We start from the raw sequence: 14,717 nt of genomic DNA on the forward strand, positions 1-14,717 counted from the left end.
TTCGTTCTGATGGATCAATAGCTGCGCCGGAAAAACTTAAAGAAAAGGACGGCGGTCAGTACGCCTGCAAGGAACCAGAATATGAGCCTGACATACATGTTTTTCACAATGTTGTCGAGGACTCGGATGGCTAAGTTCATAGTCCAGGGGTTTATGGGGTCGGGGTAAAAATAAACAAAAAGTCAGGCATTTTTGTCCTATTTTTGGCAACAAATTTTTGTACATGAACTTGCATGAATATCAGGCTAAAGAACAACTGAAAAAATATAATGTGCCCGTACAGGAAGGAATTCCGGTCGATAATGCGGGCGCGGCAGAAGAAGCTTACAAGCAGTTAAAGGTACAGTTCGGCAACAATTTCGCCGTGGTAAAAGCCCAGATCCATGCCGGCGGTCGCGGTAAAGGAAAGATCCAGGGCACCGAACAGAGAGGGGTAGCCGTAGGCAAAAGCGCTGAAGATGTAAAGCAGATCGCTTCCAATATCCTTGGCGGCACCCTGATCACCATACAGACGGGACCGGCAGGGAAAAAGGTCAACAAGGTCCTCGTGGCCCAGGATGTGTATTATCCCGGCCCCAACCCGGTGAAGGAATTTTACCTCTCTATTCTCATGGACAGGGCCAAAGGACAAAATGTGATCATGTACAGCACGGAAGGCGGCATGGACATCGAAGAAGTTGCCCACAACACCCCGGAAAAGATCTTCAAGGAATGGGTCCACCCCGGCGGCGGGCTGCAGCCCTTCCAGGCAAGGAAGATCGCTTTCAATCTCGGCCTTGGCGGAGAAGCTTTCAAGAATTGTGTGAAGTTCGTTACCAATCTGTATAATGCCTACGTAGGCCTGGATTGCAGTATGCTGGAGATCAACCCGCTGTTCAAGACCAGCGATGAGAAGATCATTGCCGTGGATTGTAAGATGAACCTGGATGACAACTCCCTCATGCGTCATCCCGACCTGGAGGCCCTCCGGGACATCAGCGAAGAAGATCCTACCGAAGTAGAGGCGGGGAAATATAACCTCAATTTTGTCAAGCTGGACGGTAACGTGGGCTGCATGGTCAATGGCGCAGGTCTGGCCATGGCCACGATGGATATGATCAAGCTCAGCGGTGGTGAGCCTGCGAATTTCCTGGACGTAGGCGGCACTGCAAATGCGCAAACAGTGGAGGCAGGGTTCCGCATCATCCTGAAAGACCCGAAGGTAAAAGCGATCCTCATCAATATCTTTGGCGGTATCGTTCGTTGCGACAGGGTGGCCCAGGGCGTCATCGACGCCTATAATTCCATTGGCGATATCAAAGTACCCATCATCGTCCGCCTGCAAGGCACCAACGCGGAAGAAGCCAAACAGCTGATTACACAGAGCGGGCTGAAAGTACAGTCTGCCATTCTCCTCAGCGAGGCGGCAGCCCTGGTGCAAAAGGCCGTATCCGCATAAAGAACAAAGACAACAGTATATCGAAAATCCCTCGCAAGAGGGATTTTTTTTATCTTATTATCGTGACCGACCCGCTGATCTGCCGTCTTCCATTCCCGGGCCGGATGATCCAATAGTATGTTCCCACGGGCAGGGGTTGTCCATTATAGGTCCCATCCCAGGGGGTCGAATAACCTACCACGTGATAGACAGGTTGACCATAGCGGTTGAATACCTGCAGATCCGCCGACGGATATGCACCGAGATACCGTATCACCCAGGTGTCGTTGATCCCGTCGCCATTGGGCGAAAAAGCATTAGGCACTACTGGTGGCTTCAATACGGTGACCTTCACCTGCGAGCTATCCGTACAGCCATCCACGGATGTCACCGTAAGTGTATACACGAGATCGTCCTGGGGCGCGATTTGCGGACGGGCGACACCGGGACTGCCTAATATGCTGTCAGCGGGCTGCCAGCTGAAGGTAACATTATTGCCGCTGCCGCTGCCGGCTAAAATGCCTGTTTCGCCCTGGAGTAAATATTGGGCTGGTCCGGCATCCGCCATTGGCTGCGGGTACACCAGGATGGTCTGGTCCGAAAATGAGGTACAGCCATTGGCGGCCGTAAATGTAAAACGCACGGTGTCGGCCCCGGGTCCTGCCAGCCTTGGGTTAAAGAAACCCAGCTGGCTCACGCCCCGGCCGGTGTAAGCGCCGATGCCGGCAAAACCCTCTGTCTCATGGCCTCCCTTCAGCGGGAAAAAAGGGATCTCCTCGCAGACATTACCCAACGCATCGAATTGTGTCCGCGGACTGGCCAGCACTGTGATAGACTGGTCGACCTGGTTCATACAAAGACCGCCGGAATACACCACATAATGGAGCCGGAGATTGCGGCTGGCAGGACTGCTGAAATCAGGATAAGCGTGATCATATTGCTTTCCGGAGGAAGGATCATCGTCCCGGGTATTGATGGCCGGGTCATTTTGATAATCCCAATATATTTCCGTCCTGACGATGCTGCCCGGCGAGACGGTGGAGCCGTCGGTGAGGACTACGGGTTGGTTGCTGCAAAGCAAGGCGGCATTCGCGATAGTAAAATGCGCCTGCGGATTGTCGCCATTGACAATAAAGCTTTTTACGGTGTCTTGCACACAGCCGGCGCCGGATGTCACCTTCAATGTGACAGCGTAGGGGCCTGCCGCCTGGTATTTATGGGTAGCGTTCTTTTGGGAGGAAGCATTGGCAGCCCCAGACACCGGCTCGCCAAAGTCCCACGCATAGGTAAAGGAAGAGGCGGTGCCGTCCGCAATGGTGGAAGAATCGTTAAAAAGCGCCTGCGGATCGGTGATACAGATCTTCGGCAGGCTGAAATCAGGGTGCGGTCTGGCATGTATAGTGAGGGTATTTACCTGGACGAGGTTGCGGCAGCCTTTATCGGTTGTAAGAATAAGGCTCACCAGGTAATCGCCTGTCGTAGCATAGGTATGGCCGGGGTTCTGCGCTGTGGAAGAATCCCCATCGCCGAAATACCATTTCCAGTCCGTGATGGCCTGGTTCAAAGCAGAAGAATGGTCCGTAAATCCAAGCGAAGTCTGTTCGCAGGCAGGGCCTGCGGTCGTGAACTGCGCGGTGGGCCTGGGGTAGGCAAGGACGGTAGTAACGCCCGTCTGCGTACAGCCATAGCTGCTGGTGACCAGCACCTGGTACTGTCCGGATTCCAAAGAAGCAACATTACGCAGTACCACTGAGTCCCCGCTGGCAGTAAAGCCGCCCGGACCCGTCCAGTTATAGCTGGCGCCATCGGAGGCTTTCAACGTAATGGTGTCGCCCGCGCATTTGGGTCCATCGTTAGCGGCCTGCGGCACAGGCTTGGGATTCACTTGTACGGTGATCATGTTCGAGGAAACGCGACAGCTGGGCAGGATCACATTGGCGCCTTCTCCCACTACCAGCCTGTAAAGATAATATCCGGCTGCTGCACCCGGGATGCGGGTGTAGGTGGTGCTCACTTCTCCGGCTATGTCGGACCAACTCCTGCCTGTATCCCGGCTCATCTGCCATTGATAACGGGGAGCGTTGTAACCGGGGGAGAGTGCCCCGTTAAAGGTCAACGGGGTTTGCGCGTCCACACAGAAGCTGACTGTGTCGGACCCTCCGTTGCCGCCTGTAATGCCCGCCTGGACCTTCGGCCCGCAGGGGCGGAAAGTAATGTCGTCCAGGGCCAGGTCGTTGCCGCATCCGCCGGGAGCATTGTTGGTCATGCGCAGTACGATGTCCGTGACGCCGCCGGGCGTGGTAAACACCAGCCCATATTGCTGCCAGGCAGGGCTGCCGGAAGTGGGAATATCGCCCGACTGGGCTATCGCGAGCTTTGTGCCCGAAGTGGACTCGATGCTAAAGGTAATATTGGGGCGAATGCCGCTGCCATTGCAGCCGAAGGGCGCCAGGACATTGGCGATCCAGGCGGCGAATTGATAGGTTGTGTTGGCGCACAGCCCTTTCACCGTGTCCAGGTAAAAATCACCGGGATTATAGGAGGCGTTGATCAGCATAAAATATCCGTTCGGATCGCCAGTATGGTCGGAGGCGATATTATGCCAGGTATTTGTAAAGCAATTGAAAGTGCTGTTCGTCACGGTGTAATTGCCATCGGGGGGACAAAAACCGGTCACATACCCATATGCTTTCGAGGCGGCAGGAAACGGAGGCCCGGGATTATTGCCGGCGCCGAAGGTGATATTTACTACCGGGTCTCCAAAGCTCGTGCACTGCTGGGCTGAAGCAAATGGGGCAACACCCGCCAGGATCAGGCAGGTACAGAGCAGCAGTTTGGTGAATAGGGCCTTTTGCATCGCGATAAGGGCAAGTCTTTGTGCCTCAAATTAAGCATTTTGGCGTAGGTTTGCAGCCGTTTCTTAGCGGACCACAACAACCACTAAAATGGCAAGCAAAATCATCCAGGAATTAAAAGAGACTGTCGGTTACATACGTTCTGTCCATGCCGGGGATACGCCTAGGGTAGGCATTGTCCTGGGCAGCGGCCTGGGCAACCTTTCCAGGGAGATCCGGGTCGAAAAAGAGATCCCTTACGAAGATATTCCCCACTTCCCTGTCTCCACCGTGGAAGGGCACCAGGGACGGCTGATCTTTGGCACGCTCAGCGGCAAGCCGGTGGTAGTGCTTTCGGGGCGCTTCCATTATTATGAAGGATACACCCCCGAGCAGGTGGTATTTCCCATCCGGGTCATGAAATTCCTGGGTGTGGAAGTCCTGCTGCTATCCAATGCAGCCGGTGGTATGAACAAGGCATTCAAAGTAGGGGACCTGATGATCATCCGGGACCATATCAGCCTGTTTGTCGTCAATCCCCTTTTGGGAAAGAACGATACAGAACTGGGTCCCCGTTTTCCCGACATGAGCGAGCCCTATGACAGATCGCTTATCGCAAAAGCAAAGATGATAGCCGCAAAGCTGCAGATCCCTGTACACGAAGGCGTCTATGCGGGCGTAACAGGCCCTACTTTCGAAACGAGGGCGGAATACAAGCTGCTGCATATCGCCGGCGGCGATGCCGTGGGCATGAGCACCGTGCAGGAAGTGATCGCAGCCAGGCATGCGGGACTTTCTGTATTTGCCATGAGTGTTATCACGGACCTGGGCATCCGGGAAGAGGACAATATCATCACACACGAAGAAGTGCTGCAGGCTGCCGGCGAGGCGGAGCCTAAGCTGACGGGAATATTCAGCCAGCTGATCGCCGCACTTTAACTTTATGGAATAAGGATATTAACTTTCTTATAACCGACGAAGACCACGTAATGAGTAAATTGTCCGCAATTATTACACCAGTGAAGAGTCGACTAATTACCCTCATAGGATCGTTGGCATGCTTGTTACTCTTCAGCACGTTGCTCCATGCGCAGGACCCTTTCTCACGGTTTCGCAACTTTGGCGGCGGCGGCGGCGGCAGAAGCGGCGGCGCGGATACCCTCGCTCACCGCAAAGCCGACACGATCACGCTTAATTACCGTTACCTCGACTCCTCCCGTTATCAAAAGCTGGATTCCTCCGTATACGATTTCTCCAGGAAGATGCCACAGCCGCCTACCTGGATCAACCTGGGCAACAACGGCGCGGCCGCCCGCAACCTGGTGTTCAGCCCCCGCATGATCTCGGGGTGGGACCCGGGATGGCATGCCTATGACCTCTATCTCTTCACGGTGGATCAAACGAAATTCTACCAGACCACCAAGCCTTATACTGAGCTCGGCTATTTCCTGGGCGGCAAGTCGGAGCAGTTCATCGGCGTACAGCACACACAGAATGTCCGCCCCAACTGGAATATCGGCTTTGAATACAGGCTGATCAATTCCATTGGCGCATTCCCCAATATCAATACCAATCACAGCAATATCCGGCTACACTCCTGGTATCAATCGAAGAACAAACGGTACCAGAATTTCTTTGTCCTCGTCAGCAATAAGCTGGCCGCAGCTGAGAACGGAGGACTTCAAAATCCCGCCGACCTCAACAGCATCAATTATTCGGACCAGGCCACTTTACCCGTGTTCCTCGGCAACGGACTTAACCGCGCAACCACCAATATCTTCAACACGCCCATCAGCACGGGAACCCATTATGTCAATGCCACCTTCATGATGCGGCAGCAGTATGACCTGGGACAGAAGGACTCCATCGTCACCGACACCACGGTGATCCCCCTTTTCTATCCGCGCCTGCGATTGGAACACAATATTTCCTATAGTACTTACAGGTACACTTTCAGTGACGATTCCATCGCCGGCTCCCCGCTTAACACCGCATATTATACGGGAAAGCTCAACCTGCCCTATGTGCTCACGACCGACAGCTTCCTGCGGCGCGATCGATGGAAGGACCTTACCAATGATTTCTCCATTTACCAGTTCCCGGATTCGAAAAACCCGCAGCAATTCATCAAGGTCGGAGCCACTCTGCAGCTGCTGCAAGGCACTTTCGACACGGCGCTTGCCGGTCCGATCGCCACTGCCCACCGGCTGAAGGAGCAGAATGTCTTTGTTCATGGAGAATACAGGAATAAGACAAGGAACCAGAAATGGGACGTCGAGGCTTTTGGCAAGCTTTATCTCAACGGGCTGAATACCGGCGACTATAATGCCTACATCAGCCTGAAGAGATTGCTGGGGCGGAGAATAGGTTATCTGCAGGTGGGGTTCCAGAATGTCAACCGCACGCCTTCCTTTGTTTTCGACGCAGCCAGCAGCTTCTATCTCGATACGCTGAAAAGATCCTTTTCAAAAGAGAATACCACCAACCTTTTTGCGTCTTTCGAGCAGCCGCAGATCCACCTGAAGCTCAGAGGTTCCTATTACCTGCTGAGCAACTATACGTATTTCCAGGACTATTATAAGGAGCGCCAGGAGTCTGCTTTATTCAATTTGCTGCAGATCACTGCGGAGAAGGAGTTCATCGTCGCCCGGCATCTGAAGTGGCGGGCCCTGGCCGTCGTGCAGCAGGTGGCCGGCTCATCTCCTGTACATGTTCCCCTGTTGACCGTGTATAACCAGATCGGGTACGAAGGCAGCCTGGGATTTCCCAATCTGCTGCTGGACGTCGGCACGGAGATGAGATACATCAGCTGGTATAAGGCCGACGGATATTCACCCGCGAATGGCCAGTACTTTTCTCAGAGCAGCACCACCCTCCATCAGCATTTGCCGGACATCACTGCCTACATGCACTTACGCATTCGCAGCTTTACTGCCTATCTGCGGGCCGAGAACCTCAACTCCATCGCATTCAGCCCGCGTGGTTTCGGCTGGTACCATAATAACTTCGTCGCGCCCAATTATCCCTCACCGGGCTTTGTGATCCGCTTTGGCTTCTTCTGGGGATTTGTGAATTGAGGTGGTAACCATTCGGGCACCCGTTTGTATTGATGACCTCAACAGTCCGGCTCTTCGCAGGGACTATTTTCCATCTCGATCTCCAACGTGGCGTGCTGGATGTTCTGGTGCAGCAGCTCGTGCTTGACCTTATGCTTGAGGTCCTCGATAAAGGCCATGTCGCTGTTGCGGGAGACCACCATATGGGCCGTGAGGGCATTTTCCGTCGTGCTGATGGCCCAGACATGGATATGATGAAAGTCTTTTACGCCGCTGATGCCGTCCACGATCCCCTTGATCTTTTTGATCTCGATCCCTTCCGGCACGCCATCCAGGGATAGCCGCAGGCTGTCCTTCAGCAATTGCCAGGTGCTGAACAGGATGACGATGGCGACAATAAGGCTCAGGGCGGCGTCTATCCAATACAGGTGGGTAAAATAGATGATGATGCCACCGACGACCAGGCCTGCTGAAACGATGGCATCCGACAAAAGGTGCAGGAAGGCGCTCCTGATGTTGAGGTCGTTTTCTTTATTCCGCAGGAAAAGCAGGGCGGTGATGGCATTGACCAGGATACCAATGGCTGCAACGATGGAGATCGTTTTACCTGGCAGGGGTTCCGGGATCATCAGCCTATGGACCGCTTCATACCCGATGGCGCCTATGGACAGCAGCAGGACAGCTCCGTTGAGCAGGGCCACCAGGATGGTAGTCTTTTTGTATCCGTAGGTATATCGTTCGTTGGGCTTCACCTTCATCAGCCGGAAGGCGATGAGGGACAAGGCCAGACTCGCTACATCCGCCAGATTGTGTCCCGCATCCGACAAAAGAGACAAGGAGTGGATAGAGAGACCCACAATGGCTTCAATAAATACGAAGGCCAGGTTCAGGATGATCCCGATGATAAAGGCCCGGTTCACGCTTTTAAGCTCTACCTGGTGATGATGGTGGTGGCCAAAACCGTGGGAATGATCATGCGTATGATTGTGCTGATGCGAATGTTCCATAGAATATCCTTTTTTTTCACCGGTAATCGTCCCTCGCCGGGGCGAAGGAATCGATGATCTTACAATCCGTCAGGGCGATGGCGGAATGCGGTACGTTCGAGGGTATCACATGAACATTACCGGCTGTAAACAGCATTTTCTCTCCCCCGATGATCATTTCCAGCTGCCCTTCCAGGACATACGTGATCTGCTCGTGGACGTGATGATGTTCCGGGGACACGCTTCCTTTACGGATGTCCCAGAAGACCAGGGAACTACTTTCCCCGTGCACCATTTTGCCATAAAAACCAGGCAAGGTCTGCCGAACGGAAATATCATCGAGATGCTGCATTGCAATTTTATTCGAAAGTACAGAAAAAGGGGGAGGCCCCGGCATATCGAATGTGGAAAAGTGGATAAGCTGTTGTGGGACAGCTGTTAGAAAAACTGTACTCTTGTTGCAAATTCCAATCTGATGAAAACAATTATACCCCCCCGGTTTAAAACAACCTTCACCCTGGTGATGGCCGTCGTGATCGCCTCGGCTTCATTTGCACAGAACGTAGCTGTTCCGGACACATCCAGGTCCCCTTCATTTCCCTCGGTGATCGACGCTGTCCTCCGTGATTTCCCCAACAACCTGCGGAATCTTACGGGTGAGCTGGTGCTGGCGCAGGGAGAGTTCGAGAACTATGCTTCAACGCTGGCATTGCCGGAATCGCAGCATTGTCTCATCACCCGCTGGCATTCCACGCAGGATACCACGGTCAGCTGGCAAGCGGCCATGCTCACCACCGATGATTTCGGCAAAGCCGATCGCGCTTATCGCGACCTCTACCGGAAATTGCAGGAATGTTATATTCAGCTGTTGGATGGTACGATCGTTTACCTGAAAGGCTCCTGGCAACCCGCAAAGGAGGGCGCTTCTTTCACTACCAGCACGCTGCGCCTGACCTTAGATGACCAACGGTACCGGGAGGTGCGGGTGGAGCTGGAGCTCGTATACCAGCTTGCTGAATGGGGCGTCAATATCAATATTTTCAGCAAGAAGCCCGACGATGAAGCAGGCAATGGCACGGTCGGGTTGCAATAACCTCATGGAGCAGTAGCCCGGATGGCTCCCCCGTCTATGGGAATGGTGGCGCCCGTAATGTATCCCGCCAGCGGCGAAGCGAGAAACGCCACCAGGTCTCCCAGTTCTTCCGGCCGGCCAATGCGGCGCACAGGAATGCTTTTGGCGCGTTCCGCCAAAAGCCGCGCTTCCTCATCCGGCGAATGGGGCGGAAGCGTATCTTTCACCCTGTCGGTGAGGATCAGCCCGGGAGCTACGTTATTCACCGTGATGTGATCGGGTCCGACCTCATCGGACAATAGCTTGGCCATACCTGCCACGCCCATGCGCATACTGGTGGACAGGACGGAGCCTGCCAGGAAAGTCCTGACAGAAAGGCTCACTATATTGATGATCCGTCCGCTGCCTGTCTTCCGCATATGCGGGATCACCAGGCGGCTGAAGCGTACTACGCTGAGCAGATTCAGCTCGAAGGCCGCCTGCCAGGCCGCTTCGTCAAAGGTTTCGAACGGTCCAAAGGGCGGCCCCCCCGCATTATTGACCAGGATGTCTATCCGGCCGAATGTCCCGGCGGCGGCTGCTACCAGGGCCTCCGCGGCGGCGGCATCACTGATGTCCGAGGAGATAGCCAATACCTTACCTTTTCCCAGGCTGCGGATCTCCTCCGCAGCCGTATCCAGCGCTTCCCGGTTGCGGGCGGTGATGACGACATGCGCGCCTTCGCGGGCCAGCGCAAGGGCGCATGCTTTTCCCAGGCCTTTGCTGGAGGCTAGTATCAATGCGGTTTTGCCTTGTAGCTGAAGGTCCATGAGGTGCAATTGAAGGCCAAAGATAACAATAAGCATTATCTTGCCGCCGGAGTTCGGGATATGGAAAAAATAATCAAGATCCTCATCGTTTTTGCCCTGCTGATTTTCATCATCAGCCGCTTCATCCGCAACCGCGATCGCAAATTCCGGGAATTTGTTTTCTCTCATCGCATTCCCGACCTACCTGACGCCGATGAGCCAGAAGGGTTCTCTTCCATTATATCCCATGAAGGAATAGCCTCCATCACAGACCCGGCCGCTGGGATCGTCTACAATTACACGGTCGACGGCATGCTGACCATTTACAGGGAAGGGTCGATAAAAGCGCTACAGCGTTTCACCGTGCCATCGGACGCTTACTATCTCTCCATCGATCCTATAAAAGAAGAGATCCATCTGCATCATGAGGGGGAAATATACGTCTACAAGAGATCATCCGACATCTAACGCTGGAAGAAGCAAACGCTGCCACCTACCCATTCTTTGTCCTTATTATAGCGTACCCCGATCATCTTGCCTTTGCTGAGACGGGCCAGGTTGATAGCCAGGGTGGGGCGGGCATCGCCATCTTTCCAGAGATACAGCAGCCGTATCTCTACCTTGGCGGGCACATCGGGTGTGGGTATCAGATCGGCATAGGTCACTTTCCGCTGAAGGATCCAGTTCTCCGGATCTTCAATCTTTTCGAGATCCTCATGCGTAACGTCGATGACCACGCCCTGTCCGGCAAAAGAGAACAAAGGTTTCAGCACATAATTTTCCAGGTCTGCCGGCGGCTGTCTGATCTCGTTCAAAAAAAAGCTGGCGGGTACGCAGGGATGATGAAGATAGGGGAGTAGAAATTTACTGATACGATAGAACCAGTTGGGATGGGCCACCCATTCCACGTCCAGGTCGGCACGAATATCCACATACGATCCCGGCGCGAGTCCTGCGGCATGCAGCTCATCGAAGATCACCCGGTTGTAAATGCGTTTTATCAGGGTCTTTTCACCGGTGCCCGCGTGAATGTAGTATAGTTTTCTGTCTTCCTGGATCAGTTCCAGGAGATCCACCACCTGGATGCCAAGGTAATCCCGTGTACAGTAAAAATCGATGCGGGTCTTTTGTTCGTGCGGCCGCAATTCCAGCAGGATCACTTCTTCAGGACGGCGGCCGCCCAGCACCGTGCGGCGAAGTTCGTCGATATATCCCTCACGGCTAAAGCCATTCAGATACTGGCTGTAATCCGATGGCACCGTAAAATGCTGCTGCAGCACCTCGGGGTAGAATACCTGGAAGCCATAAAGACTGGCAAATCCCTGCAGCTCGATCAGCTGCGGCTGCCAGGCACCATCGTCGCCTACGCAGACGCCAAAGTCGAAAGCCAGGAAATGACTATGACCATTCTCATTTGGTACCCTGTCGGCCTCTGGTATCGAACGCGCCGTCAGTTCCTTAAAATCCGGGTCAAGGATGAGGTCGATGATATATTCGCAGGCATCTGTCAATTGTGCGGCAAATGATAGAGGAACGAAAACGGGCGTCTCTGCCACGCGGAATTCGATGGCGCCGGGATAATGGCTGTGGAGGTCCTGCAGGAAGGTCTCATATTCTTCCCGGGTAAAGGCTTCGTTGAATGCTTTCCGTATACTGGGAACCATGAAGGGAAGTTACATTTTTTTCACGAAGCTACTGCCAGGCCCTTCAGGGCATAGTCCAAAAAGTTAGGGATGACATGTGAATGGGTCCAAAGGATCTTATCGGGATCATTCAACTGCTGGATCATGCTTTGCCATTTTTCCTCCCCGTATTCGAAGATAACGGTCTTTTTCCTATCGGGGGTTTGCAGGTGTATGCTCATGCCCTTGGGGTCGGCTTCCGGGTGGAATTGGGTGCCGATCATATAGTCGGAGAACCGGACGGCCATGATCGCCCGTTCCAGGGGGATATGTGGCCGCTCTTTTTCAATGGCCAGGACCCGGGCGCCCATTTCCGTAAGCCTCCCATTGTCGGGCTGTATCACCTGGTAACTACGGCTGTCCACTGCGTAAAAGGGATCTTGCAGGCCCGCAAACACAGGTTCGTGCTTACCCGCTTCCTGCAGGTGGATGGGAAAAACGCCAAAGGCTGTTGATTTGCGGCTGGTCACCTGCGCGATGGCGTAATGCCGGCATATCAGCTGAAAAGAGTGACAGATGAATAGGACATGTTTTTTGTCCGAGGCGTTGACGTCGTTGTTATATTGTTCCACTGCAGACAGCCAACCAAAATAGACCTCCTCCCATTCGCTGCCGATGCTGTCCAATGGGCTGCCAGGCCCTCCGCTGGAGATGTAAATATCGTAAGAGAGATCCGGTACTTCCTGACGGATCCTTACTTCGAATTCGTCATATACCAGGTCGATGTTGTGATCGGATCCGTATTGGTCCAACAATTCCCGGATGCAGCGCATACCCTGGTTGGGCTGCCCTTCATAAAGGTCCAGGATCGCTACTTTTAGATTTTGTGGCCTGTCCATCGCCCGTAAAGGTACGATTTTACGAATTCCATTCGATGACCTGGTAAAAATCATCCTTGAAGCTGTCGCCGATGGGAATGATCTTTTTGCCGATGTAAATTTCGTTACGCGCGATGGAATCGATATGCGAGAGCGAGACGATGAATGATCTGTGGACCCGGATAAACTCTTCGGGTGGCAATTTAAAGGAGAAGGATTTGAGGTTGTTCAGGGTGAGGATGGGGTCGGATTTGCCTTTGAGATAGATCTGCGTATAGTCCTTCATCCCTTCGCAGAAAAGGATGTCCTCGAATTTGACCTTGATGATCTTATACTCCGACTTGATGAAAACGAACGGTTTGTTCCGGGCATGATGGATATAGATCGTGGCAGAGAGATAGTCCTGGATCTTGCTGATGGTGGAGAGGAAGCGCTCAAAGGAAAGAGGTCTGTTGAGATAGCTGAACACATCCATGTCCGTCTCTTTCTTATCCTGTTCCTGTTTGTCTGCAATGCAGATGACGATAGGGTAGTAGCCGGACTCCCTGAGCCTGAGCATGACACGGTTGTCCAGCAGCCGGATATCCCAGAAAATGATGTCCGCCCTGGAAAGCGTCACCTGCTGAAATACTTCTCCGGCGGTGTCGCACCTGCCGGCAAAATTCAGCCGGGGTGTTTTGGCGATATATTCTTTTAAGAGGGCGCTTTGTTTGTTATTATCCTCTACGACAATACAATTCAGCACGCCCATGGAGGGAAGGCCTTTTAGTGGTCGAAGGTCATGACTAGTCATATTTTTTTCCTCTCGTAAACCAGATAGTTCCGTAGTTGACGACAAAAGTGAGGTTGAAATATCGCTGTTCGATGAGATTATTCTTTTGGGTGCCTTTGATGCCGTATTGGAAGACAACGCTGTAGGACAGGGGGTTTTTCAGACCATTGACGCCAAACGCTGCCGTCAGGCCGTAATCCTTTATCTGTTGTCCATTCAGCTGAAGATAGGATTCTCCGTAGTAAGCGCCTGCCTGAAAATAGCTCAGCTCGACCTTGCTGTTGTAGAAGGACTTTTTACGGGAGATCTCGAAGCCGAGGGACCCGCGGTTGGCATCCGTGACGGTGTAGTTCTTGCCGGGATAGTTGTTTGTCTCCGCGCCCCAGGCCTGGTGCCTGAAGTCTCCCAGGATTGAATATTTCTGGTTGTAGGTAAGGGAAAAGCCAGCTCCAAAGGCATTGGGAACAGACAGGTAAGACTGGGGCTGTTCCTGGTTATTGTGCTGTATGGAATCATTGTCAAGGACTACCCGCGTGGTGGCAGCCAGCAGATCGGCCCTTGGGTTGAAAGTGCCTCCCAGGGAGTATTCCCATTTCTTCCCGATCTTGCCGTATACCTGCAGGCCGTAGGTCATGTACAGGTTATTAAGGTCCACCGTATTGGTAGTCGAAGCAAGGGTGCTGAGGCTTCCCAGGCTTTGAATGATGTCTTTTTGATTCAGCTGCCCGAACAGATACCCTGCCTCTACACCGAGGGAGAGATGATGGAAGAACTCGTAGGAGTTGCCCCAGAAAACCTTGTTGACGCCGCCATGTCCCTGGTAGTGATGGTTGGCCAGCTCGGAAGTGCTACCCTGCAAATAATAAGGTACGTCGTATTCGTAGTTCTGGGTGCTAAAAGGGACCAGCCCGATGCTGGAACCCCAGTGCTTGGAAAGCTTCATACCCATCGCCAGACGACGGAAAGTGATATCCGCGGATTGTTTGTTGGCGGGGTCCACCGGTGTGCCATAATAGTTAATCAGGCTTCCCCGGATGCCCATCTCCACCGTAAAATACTGGTCTGTCAGCGCGCTGTACGATGCAGGGTTATTAGTGATAAGATAGCGATTGTGCCTGTAGGCAAGGCCCGTATTGCTCATCCCGGAGGTACGATTGTAAAAATTATCTTCCAGGTCCCCGATGCCCATCTGGGAATATGGAGAGAAATTTCCCTGAGCCATTGCCCCTGCCGCTGAAAGCAACAAACAAGATATGAATATGGATGATCTTATGTTCATTTTCTGGTATACG

General features: G+C 53.2%; 14 protein-coding genes. 5 read left to right on the forward strand and 9 right to left on the reverse strand.

Annotation, left to right across the window (positions count from 1 at the left end; translation table 11 throughout):
* Nucleotides 1-14 precede the first annotated feature (14 nt).
* Nucleotides 15-140 (reverse strand): hypothetical protein, encoded by a 126-nt coding sequence (locus Q4E93_RS10195; protein ID WP_303584844.1) that lies wholly within the window; start codon nucleotides 138-140, stop codon nucleotides 15-17.
* Between the two features lie 83 nt (nucleotides 141-223).
* On the opposite strand from Q4E93_RS10195, the gene sucC reads away from it, so the two are divergent.
* Complete coding sequence (gene sucC / locus Q4E93_RS10200) at nucleotides 224-1,438, forward strand: ADP-forming succinate--CoA ligase subunit beta (RefSeq protein WP_303584845.1); 1,215 nt, start codon at nucleotides 224-226, stop codon at nucleotides 1,436-1,438.
* A 49-nt stretch (nucleotides 1,439-1,487) separates the two neighbouring features.
* On the opposite strand, the gene Q4E93_RS10205 is transcribed toward sucC, so the two are convergent.
* The gene (locus tag Q4E93_RS10205; protein ID WP_303584847.1) at nucleotides 1,488-4,274 is read right to left on the reverse strand and encodes a PKD domain-containing protein; all 2,787 of its coding nucleotides are present in this window, start codon (nucleotides 4,272-4,274) and stop codon (nucleotides 1,488-1,490) included.
* 88 nt (nucleotides 4,275-4,362) lie between these two features.
* Here Q4E93_RS10205 and Q4E93_RS10210 point away from each other — a divergent pair, with 88 nt between their 5' ends.
* Nucleotides 4,363-5,190 carry a purine-nucleoside phosphorylase gene (locus Q4E93_RS10210; protein ID WP_303584849.1) on the forward strand — a complete coding sequence of 276 codons (828 nt, stop codon included), beginning with the start codon at nucleotides 4,363-4,365 and terminating at the stop codon, nucleotides 5,188-5,190.
* An 80-nt stretch (nucleotides 5,191-5,270) separates the two neighbouring features.
* On the forward strand, nucleotides 5,271-7,328 hold the full coding sequence (locus tag Q4E93_RS10215; protein WP_303584851.1) for a putative porin: 2,058 nt from the start codon (nucleotides 5,271-5,273) through the stop codon (nucleotides 7,326-7,328).
* A gap of 38 nt (nucleotides 7,329-7,366) precedes the next feature.
* On the opposite strand, the gene Q4E93_RS10220 is transcribed toward Q4E93_RS10215, so the two are convergent.
* Both Q4E93_RS10220 and Q4E93_RS10225 read right to left on the reverse strand, forming a co-directional pair.
* A complete protein-coding gene (locus Q4E93_RS10220) occupies nucleotides 7,367-8,314 on the reverse strand; it encodes a cation diffusion facilitator family transporter (RefSeq protein WP_303584852.1) in 948 nt (315 codons plus the stop codon).
* A gap of 16 nt (nucleotides 8,315-8,330) precedes the next feature.
* Complete coding sequence (locus tag Q4E93_RS10225) at nucleotides 8,331-8,645, reverse strand: cupin domain-containing protein (RefSeq protein ID WP_303584854.1); 315 nt, start codon at nucleotides 8,643-8,645, stop codon at nucleotides 8,331-8,333.
* Between the two features lie 123 nt (nucleotides 8,646-8,768).
* Between Q4E93_RS10225 and Q4E93_RS10230 the strand changes: the two genes are divergently transcribed.
* Nucleotides 8,769-9,386, forward strand: a complete 618-nt coding sequence (locus tag Q4E93_RS10230; RefSeq protein WP_303584856.1) for a hypothetical protein — start codon at nucleotides 8,769-8,771, stop codon at nucleotides 9,384-9,386.
* A gap of 2 nt (nucleotides 9,387-9,388) precedes the next feature.
* Here the strand turns inward: Q4E93_RS10230 and Q4E93_RS10235 are convergent, their stop codons facing one another.
* A complete protein-coding gene (locus Q4E93_RS10235; RefSeq protein ID WP_303584857.1) occupies nucleotides 9,389-10,174 on the reverse strand; it encodes an SDR family oxidoreductase in 786 nt (261 codons plus the stop codon).
* Nucleotides 10,175-10,234: 60 nt separating this feature from the next.
* Here Q4E93_RS10235 and Q4E93_RS10240 point away from each other — a divergent pair, with 60 nt between their 5' ends.
* Nucleotides 10,235-10,621 carry a hypothetical protein gene (locus Q4E93_RS10240; RefSeq protein ID WP_303584859.1) on the forward strand — a complete coding sequence of 129 codons (387 nt, stop codon included), beginning with the start codon at nucleotides 10,235-10,237 and terminating at the stop codon, nucleotides 10,619-10,621.
* On the opposite strand, the gene Q4E93_RS10245 is transcribed toward Q4E93_RS10240, so the two are convergent.
* Genes Q4E93_RS10245 through bamG form a run of 4 tightly spaced genes read right to left on the reverse strand, consistent with a single transcriptional unit; the run spans nucleotide 10,618 to nucleotide 14,704 of the window.
* Nucleotides 10,618-11,817 (reverse strand): hypothetical protein, encoded by a 1,200-nt coding sequence (locus tag Q4E93_RS10245; protein ID WP_303584861.1) that lies wholly within the window; start codon nucleotides 11,815-11,817, stop codon nucleotides 10,618-10,620. The two genes, Q4E93_RS10240 and Q4E93_RS10245, sit on opposite strands and share 4 nt — an antisense overlap.
* A gap of 20 nt (nucleotides 11,818-11,837) precedes the next feature.
* Nucleotides 11,838-12,674, reverse strand: coding sequence for a type 1 glutamine amidotransferase (locus Q4E93_RS10250; RefSeq protein ID WP_303584863.1), 837 nt, complete (start codon nucleotides 12,672-12,674; stop codon nucleotides 11,838-11,840).
* A gap of 19 nt (nucleotides 12,675-12,693) precedes the next feature.
* Nucleotides 12,694-13,446, reverse strand: a complete 753-nt coding sequence (locus Q4E93_RS10255; RefSeq protein ID WP_303584865.1) for a LytR/AlgR family response regulator transcription factor — start codon at nucleotides 13,444-13,446, stop codon at nucleotides 12,694-12,696.
* A complete protein-coding gene (bamG, locus tag Q4E93_RS10260) occupies nucleotides 13,439-14,704 on the reverse strand; it encodes a BamG family beta-barrel-assembly machinery protein (RefSeq protein ID WP_303584867.1) in 1,266 nt (421 codons plus the stop codon). The genes Q4E93_RS10255 and bamG overlap by 8 nt, the downstream gene beginning before the upstream one ends.
* Between the last annotated feature and the right edge of the window lie 13 nt (nucleotides 14,705-14,717).

Source organism: Flavitalea plasmicola (assembly GCF_030546645.1).
Classification (GTDB): Bacteria; Bacteroidota; Bacteroidia; order Chitinophagales; family Chitinophagaceae; genus Puia.